At 30.6% G+C, this 7,600-nt stretch carries 4 protein-coding genes; 2 read left to right on the top strand and 2 right to left on the bottom strand.

Annotated features, from left to right (window positions below; translation table 11 throughout):
* The first annotated feature begins 372 nt into the window (after window positions 1-372).
* Both ACJDT4_RS22760 and ACJDT4_RS22755 read left to right on the top strand, forming a co-directional pair.
* Complete coding sequence (locus ACJDT4_RS22760) at window positions 373-2,271, top strand: sialate O-acetylesterase (protein WP_406789914.1); 1,899 nt, start codon at window positions 373-375, stop codon at window positions 2,269-2,271.
* 43 nt (window positions 2,272-2,314) lie between these two features.
* Window positions 2,315-3,157 (top strand): polysaccharide deacetylase family protein, encoded by an 843-nt coding sequence (locus tag ACJDT4_RS22755; RefSeq protein ID WP_406789913.1) that lies wholly within the window; start codon window positions 2,315-2,317, stop codon window positions 3,155-3,157.
* Between the two features lie 106 nt (window positions 3,158-3,263).
* Here the strand turns inward: ACJDT4_RS22755 and ACJDT4_RS22750 are convergent, their stop codons facing one another.
* On the bottom strand, window positions 3,264-4,934 hold the full coding sequence (locus ACJDT4_RS22750) for a M3 family oligoendopeptidase (RefSeq protein WP_406789912.1): 1,671 nt from the start codon (window positions 4,932-4,934) through the stop codon (window positions 3,264-3,266).
* Between the two features lie 134 nt (window positions 4,935-5,068).
* On the bottom strand, window positions 5,069-7,399 hold the full coding sequence (locus tag ACJDT4_RS22745) for a helix-turn-helix domain-containing protein (protein ID WP_406789911.1): 2,331 nt from the start codon (window positions 7,397-7,399) through the stop codon (window positions 5,069-5,071).
* Window positions 7,400-7,600: the final 201 nt, after the last annotated feature.

Raw genomic sequence — 7,600 nt, 5'->3', positions numbered from 1 at the left:
TAAGGCATAATGCTGGTAATGTGCCCTTATAGGGCTTAAGGAAAAACCACCAGCTAAGCTGGTGGATATTTATTTTTGTTAAAATTAAGCACACGCATTGCTTAAAGCATATGAATAATTGCAATATTAAAATAGATAAATGGCATTGCAATTATTCACAGCATTGCAAAAAAAGCAATGTTTATCCACATTTAAAGGGTGTAATTGTTATAAGATGTGGATAAAAAAACTAATTGTTTTTTCATACAAAAAAATTTATATACGTTTACATATGAATAAAAAAATTAAAGTAGTATTATAGGAGAAACAACTTGAAAGATTGAGATTTTAAATTTTAGGTTTATCCTGACAAGTTAGGGGTGTGTGGTTATAATGAAGGAATGTAAAGAAAAGGGGCAGCTTAAACTTCCAAAGCTTATAAGTGACGGCATGGTACTACAAAGAAATGCAGAGGTTAAAATTTGGGGATACGATGTTTTAAATCAAAGCGTAACTGTGCATTTTGCAGATAAAGTGTACAGCTGTATAACAGATTCCAATGGAAAGTGGGAAATAACTCTTGATAAATTAAAAACAGGTGGACCTTACACTATGATGGTGGAGGGAAGTAATACTGTTATAGTAAACGATATATTAGTTGGCGATGTATGGGTTTGTTCTGGACAATCTAATATGCAGCTGCCTGTAAATCGTATAAAGGTAATTTATGAAGATGAGTTTAACAATGCTAAAAACACTTGTATAAGGCAGTTTATTGTGCCAGAAAAATACGAATTCAAAAAACCTGTAGAAGATGTAGCGTCAGGTGAGTGGAAATCCGTAGATCCTGAAAGTGTTCTTGATTTCTCAGGTGTAGGATATTTTTTTGCTAAAGCATTGTATGAAAAATATAAGGTGCCAATAGGATTAATTAAGACAGCTATAGGAGGCTCAGCGGTTGAGTCATGGTTAAGTGAAGCTGCATTAAAAGAGTTCCCTAAATATATGAAAACAGCAGAAGCCTTTAAGGATGATGCTTATTTTAATAAAGTAAGAAAAAATGACGAGGAGTCAAGTCATAGGTGGTATAAAAATGTAGATAAAAAAGATGAGGGACTGGCTAACCCAGAAAAACCATGGTTTGATCCAAGCTGTGATGTTTTAGATTGGGATACTATTAATTTGCCTGCTTGTTTTAAAGACGAAAAGATAGGAGCTTTAAATGGTTCTGTATGGTTTAGGAAAGACATAGATATTCCGAAATCAATGCTTGGAAAGCCTGCAATGATTTTACTTGGAACTATTACAGATAGCGATTTTGTTTATATCAATGGCAAATTAGTAGGGACAACGGGGTATCAGTATCCACCGAGAAGATACAATATTCCTAAAAATTTACTTCAAGATGGAAGAAATACAATCGTTATCAGAGTTATTAGCAATAATGGTAATGGAGAATTTACTGAGGATAAGCCCTGCGAAATAGCTATAGAAAACAAGAAGATTGATTTAAAAGGAAGTTGGAAGTATCATATAGGAGTGTCGGTAAAAGAACCGCTGCCACCAGTGACATTTTTTCCATCAGTTCCATTATGTTTGTATAACGGAATACTTTCTCCTGTAATAAGCTATACAATTAAGGGTGTTATTTGGTATCAAGGAGAATCAAATTGTGATAGACCTAAAGAATATAAAAGTATGTTCGTTAGGTTGATAGCTGATTGGAGAGAAAAATGGAAGCAAGGAGATTTTCCATTTTTATATGTTCAACTGCCAAACTTCATGAAGGCTAAAGAGGAACCTGGTGAAAGTGCTTGGGCAGAGCTTAGAGATGTACAGCTTAAAACTCTTAATGCTACTAATAACACAGGAATGGCGGTTGCTATTGATGCAGGAGAGTGGAATGATTTGCATCCATTAAATAAAAAGGATATAGGTGAACGTCTTGCACTTGCAGCTAGAAAGGTAGCATATGGTGAAGAAGCTTTAGTATATTCAGGACCAATTTATAAATCTATGAGAACTGAAGGCAATAAAATAATTATATCCTTTACTAATATAGGAAGTGGGCTAATTGCAAAAGGAAATTGTGAATTAGGGCACTTTGCAATTTGCGGGGATGACAAAAGATTTGTATGGGCAAAGGCTGAAATAAAGGACAACGAGGTTGCAGTTTGGAATGAAGATATTGATAAGCCTATAGCAGTTAGATATGCATGGGCAGACAATCCAGAAGGTGCTAATTTATATAATAAAGAAGGCTTGCCAGCATCACCATTTAGGACTGATTAATTTTTTAATTATATAGATAAAAATGAATAGGAGTGAAAATATTATGGCAAATATATTTTTGAGATTTCCGGGAGGAATGACAAAAGCTCTTACATTAAGTTATGATGATGGAGTGGAGCAGGATATAAAGCTTATTGAAATTATGAATAAGTATGGATTAAAAGGAACCTTCAATTTAAATAGTGGTCTGTATGCCAAAGAAGGTACAGTTTATAAAAAAGGTCAAATTCATCGTAGAATGACTGAAAATAGGGTTACAGAGCTTTATAAAAATTCAGGACATGAAGTTGCAGTGCATACATTAACACATCCACACCTTGAGCAGCTGCCAACTAATGTGGTTGTTGAAGAAATAATTAAAGATAGAGAAAATCTTGAAAAGCAATTTGGTACAATTGTTCGTGGAGCGGCATACCCATATGGTACGATGAATGATAATGTTGTTCAAATACTTAAAGACTGTGGAATAGTATATTCTAGAACTGTAGTATCAACAAATGATTTTAGAATTCCTAAGGACTGGCTTCGACTAACTGCAACTTGCCATCATAATTCACCAGAGCTAAAAAGCTTGGCAAAAAAGTTTGTAGAAGATGAAGTGAGTGCGACACCATATTTATTCTATCTATGGGGACATAGTTATGAATTTGAGGCAAATGACAACTGGAAGGTAATTGAAGACTTCGCTAAGTATGTGGGAAATAGAGATGATATTTGGTATGCAACAAATATAGAAATTTATGATTATATTGATGCTTATAATAGGTTGTTATTTAGTTCTTGTGGTAAACGTGTAAAAAATCCATCAAGCATAAAATTATGGTTTCAATATGAACAAAAGATTATTGCAATTAATCCAGGAGAAGTTATAGAAATTGAAGCTTAAAACTAATTGCAAGCTCTAACTTTTTTGCAATCACTATGCTTTGGTAAGCGTAGCGATTGCAATTTTTATTTAATGCTGTATGGTGTAGAAATTAAAATTCAGTGGCTTATAGCTTTTGCAATTCGTCTTTAACAAACTGCATAAGTTCTCTTATCATATTTTCAGAGAAATCAAATTTTATTCCTGCTGCTTCATATACCTCTGGTATTGGTACAGAATTTCCTAGTGACAATGCTTTTTTGTAATTTTCTATTGTTTCCCTTGGAGCTTTTTTGTAATTTCTCCATATTTGAAGTGCGCCCAGCTGTGCTATAGCATATTCAATATAGTAAAAAGGAACTTCAAATATGTGCAATTGTTTCTTCCAGAAATTCTTTAAAGCGTCTTCATAACCAGAAAAGTTTACTGTTTGAAATTGAAATTCTTTGGCCATTTCTTGAAATTTTTCATTTCTTTCTTCTGCGGAGTGCTCTGGATGAGAGTACATCCAATGTTGAAATCTATCTACAAGAACTTCCCAAGGCAAAAACTTTATTATTCCTTCAAGATGTTCCTTTTTAGCTCTTTTTAAATCCTCTTCATTCTTATAAAAGACATCCCAACTGTCCATGCATAAAAGTTCCATACTCATGCTGGCAAGTTCCGCAGTTTCACTTGGGGTTTCTCTATAATCAGCAAGTTCAATGTTAGAGGTTAAAGTGTTATGAACAGAATGTCCTCCCTCATGAGTAAGTGTGATAAAATCATCATTAGCTTGAGCTTCATTCATAAATATACATGATGTGTTACTTACAGGGAAAGAATCACAAAAGCCTCCAGGTGATTTTGCTTTTCTACTTTCAAGGTCCAGAGTTCCGGCGTTCTTCATTTTATTTAAAGTATTAAAAAATACCTCATCCTTTTGTTTAAATATTTTTAACACTCCGTCTATAAGTTCGTTTACATTGTTATATGGTTTTAGAGGCTTTTGCCCTTCTTTTACAGCCGTCATATCCCAGGGTCTGAAATCTTGAACATTAATTTCTTTTCTGTGATCCTCTCTTATTTCATTTACAAGTGGAACAACAGCTTTTAAAACTGATTCATGAAGTTCTAGACAATCTTCTGGTGTATATGAAAATCTTTCAAGTTTTTTAAACATGTACTCAGTAAAATTTTTACAATTTGCATTTAATGCTTTTTGATTTCTTAGTTTTACTAGCTGATCCATTATTGTATCTAATTTTTCACTATCTTTAAGCATTCTATTCTGCACAAGTGTCCACGCTTTTTTACGTATTTGTCTATCTGAATCCTTCATATATACAGCCATCTGCTGCAATGTTTTTTCTTCATCGTTCCACATCACAGACATATTTCCTGTTATATCATAATATTCAGTACACAATTTATCTTCTTTAATTTCTATATCAATATTTTCTTTTCTAAAAATTTCAATTGCATTTGCTCTTTTTTTTACTAGATTATCATAGTAGCTTCCTAGTTTACTTCTGTATTCACTATTGTAAAAAAATTTATCAAGTAATTCGCTGTATTTTTTAATTAAAGGCGAAATTACTTCATTATCATGCTCATATGCAGCTTTTATTTCTTTATTATTACTATAACAATTAACAGCAAAATAATTTCTGCTAAGCTTTTCTTTTATATCGGCACATAAAGTTGATTCATCTACTAACCATTTTTTTAAATCTTCCGGCGAGTTGATTTTTTTATCTAGTAATTTTTTATAGTTGCATTCTAATTCTTTCTCATTAATCATAAAAAACTTGTGCATTTAAGCACCTCCGAACTAATTATTGATAGGTTTGCAATATGATTAAAATTATACTATTATATATAAAATTTGTCTATAATGGTTATAATTTTAATACATATATAGACTAATTTTATAAATTTAATAATTTCTATTTAAATTTTCTTAGTATTGCTGCCGTTGTTAACTTCTCTATACTGAGTCGGATTTATACCTTCAAATTTCTTAAATATTCTAAAGAAGGTACTGTGGATAGAAAAACCAACCATTTCACCAATTTTAATAACACTTAAATTAGTTTCCAAGAGCAGTTTTTTAGATTCTGAAATTCTAACATTTGATAGATAAATATGGAAAGACATACCCGTTGAAGCTTTGAATACTTTTGAAAGATATTTATCTGACACATTAAATTTTTCTGCGATTTTTTCAAGGTATATGTCTTCACTATAATGTTTATTTATATAATCAGTAATCTCGTTTATATCAAGTTTGCAATTGCACTTATTTGTTTCTGAAAGCTTGCATATTACGCTGCTTATATAATCAGATATAGTACCTATTGAGTAATTTATTATATCTGATTCAAGATCAAGATAATCTTTGCCCATAAGCTTAGAAATTGCAACTTTTTTTTCATCTGCTGCTCTTGAAATAGTATTGTAAATGCTTAAATATAGGAGCTTAATTGAGGTTTGAGATAAGTTTGGCTGATTTTCACCAATTATGGAGTTAATTAGATCGATAGCTTCATTTTTGTAGCAGCCAATTAGGTAATTGTATAATTTATTTTCATCATTTATGGAGTAATTAAACTTCTTACCGAAAATTTCATTTGAATATACCTTTATTTTTTCGTCAGATAGTGGTGATAAAGTGGATAAGGTTTTAGTTGCTTCATTATATGATTTATTCATACCTGCAAGATACGGATATATTCTGCCAATTCCAACAGTTATATTAATAAGATCACTATCATAAGAAAATATAGAAACAACATCTTCAATATTCTTAACTATTTTCTGCAAAGCTTCATCGTTAGGTACGTTAATAATAATGCAAATTTTAGTTTTACTTATATGTAAAGCCTGTGTTGGGAAATTCCAAAGTGCAATATTTTGAAACATCTTTGAGATACCCTTTATTGCTAATAAATATTCTGTATTGGTATAAATAGAATGATATTTTTCAGTAAAGTTTAGTTCAAAAATACTTATACAAAAGCTGCTGTATTGAAAATTTAGCTTGCCAGAATCTATAAAGTGCTTAACGTTTTCATCAAGCATAAAATCAACATCAGTTAAAATTTTAGTCAAATATTGTTCGGATACTAAAGGAGTGAGTTTATCCTTACTTGCTATAATTTCATCTATTTGATTGTTTAAATACTGGATTTCGCTTATATCATTATAAGAGCTATCAGGGTTATTCTTTTTTAGTACTTGTATTAAATTGTTTATAGGGCTGTATATTTTTTTGCTTAAAAAGTATGCTGAAAAAACTGAAATGCACATACCAAAGAGTATTATAAAGTATGCTAATCTTCGTATAGCTGCAAGATTTTCATAAAAGTCATTATAAGGAACAAGGGCGACATAAATAAAATCATTAAATTTAGCGGTACTAGATGCAAAGCTCATTACCATATACTTGTTACCGTTTACACTGTATTGAAAGAAACTATCTCCTTGTGAATTAAGCTTAGATAGAAAATCTTTATCACTAGTAAAATTCTTGCAAATTTCGGTATCTGTTGAAGCAAACATAACACCTTTTTTATTTACTATTGATAAATTAGAGCGTTTTGTAAATTTATATTGATTAAGAAGAGAAGAAAGCTCATTTACACTTATGTTTATAACAAAAAGATTTGAAGATTTAAAACTATCAATATTTGGAGTAACAAAAGGTATTACAGTTCTACTGCTATAGTTATCAATTGTATTGGCTTCAAGCAATGTTGGGTTTAAGATTTTATAATAGATGTTGTTTACATTTAGATGCATCCAAAAGTTTTTATCGTAAGCCTTGTATTTTGATGCTCTAGAATAAAAGTTGTCTACAGTAGAAGTACCAGAAACATCGATAACTTCATTGCTATTTCTATGTAGTACATATACGCTGTCTATAAGTGCTTTAGTAGCTTTAAATTTAAGCAGTGAGTTTATTACAGATTGAACTTTTGCTATATCGATTTGACTTAATTTATAATCTGAATAAAATACGTCATATAAATTACTATTTGTTGAAAGAAGTAAAGTCGTATTTTGAAGTTCGTTTAATGAATTATCTATAGTATCTGCAAGTGCAGATAGATTTGAGATATTATTTTTGGTTATTTGATTTTTTAATGAATCTTTATAGTTATTATAAACTAAGAAAGTTGATAACAACATTATCATTATTGGCAATAAAAAGCATAAAAAGATTTGTCGCAAAAAACGTTTTCTTTCTGTACTTTTATTGCTATTATCAATAATACTCATCTTATTATCCCCTGCCTTCCCGTAAGTCCAATTATAAATTAACTCTTATAATTTTGCAACGCTTAAGATTGCACAGTCAAAAATTGCAATGGTTTTTATTTTTGCAATATAAGTTTGAATATTGCATGAATATTTTTTGCAATATTTGGTTAAAAGTGAAATAAGTAAAAAGTAAATTTTGCATTCTGATTTTTAAATTGC

The organism is Clostridium neuense (genome assembly GCF_045310695.1).
Classification (GTDB): domain Bacteria; phylum Bacillota; class Clostridia; order Clostridiales; family Clostridiaceae; genus Clostridium_S; species Clostridium_S neuense.
This window is presented reverse-complemented; position numbering and strand designations above follow the sequence as displayed.

What these genes read in the sequence shown, in the direction of transcription:
- ACJDT4_RS22760 (WP_406789914.1), top strand. Translation starts at nt 373, where the DNA reads ATGAAGGAATGTAAAGAAAAGGGGCAGCTTAAACTTCCAAAGCTTATA.
- ACJDT4_RS22755 (WP_406789913.1), top strand. Translation starts at nt 2,315, where the DNA reads ATGGCAAATATATTTTTGAGATTTCCGGGAGGAATGACAAAAGCTCTT.
- ACJDT4_RS22750 (WP_406789912.1), bottom strand. Translation starts at nt 4,934, where the DNA reads ATGCACAAGTTTTTTATGATTAATGAGAAAGAATTAGAATGCAACTAT.
- ACJDT4_RS22745 (WP_406789911.1), bottom strand. Translation starts at nt 7,399, where the DNA reads ATGAGTATTATTGATAATAGCAATAAAAGTACAGAAAGAAAACGTTTT.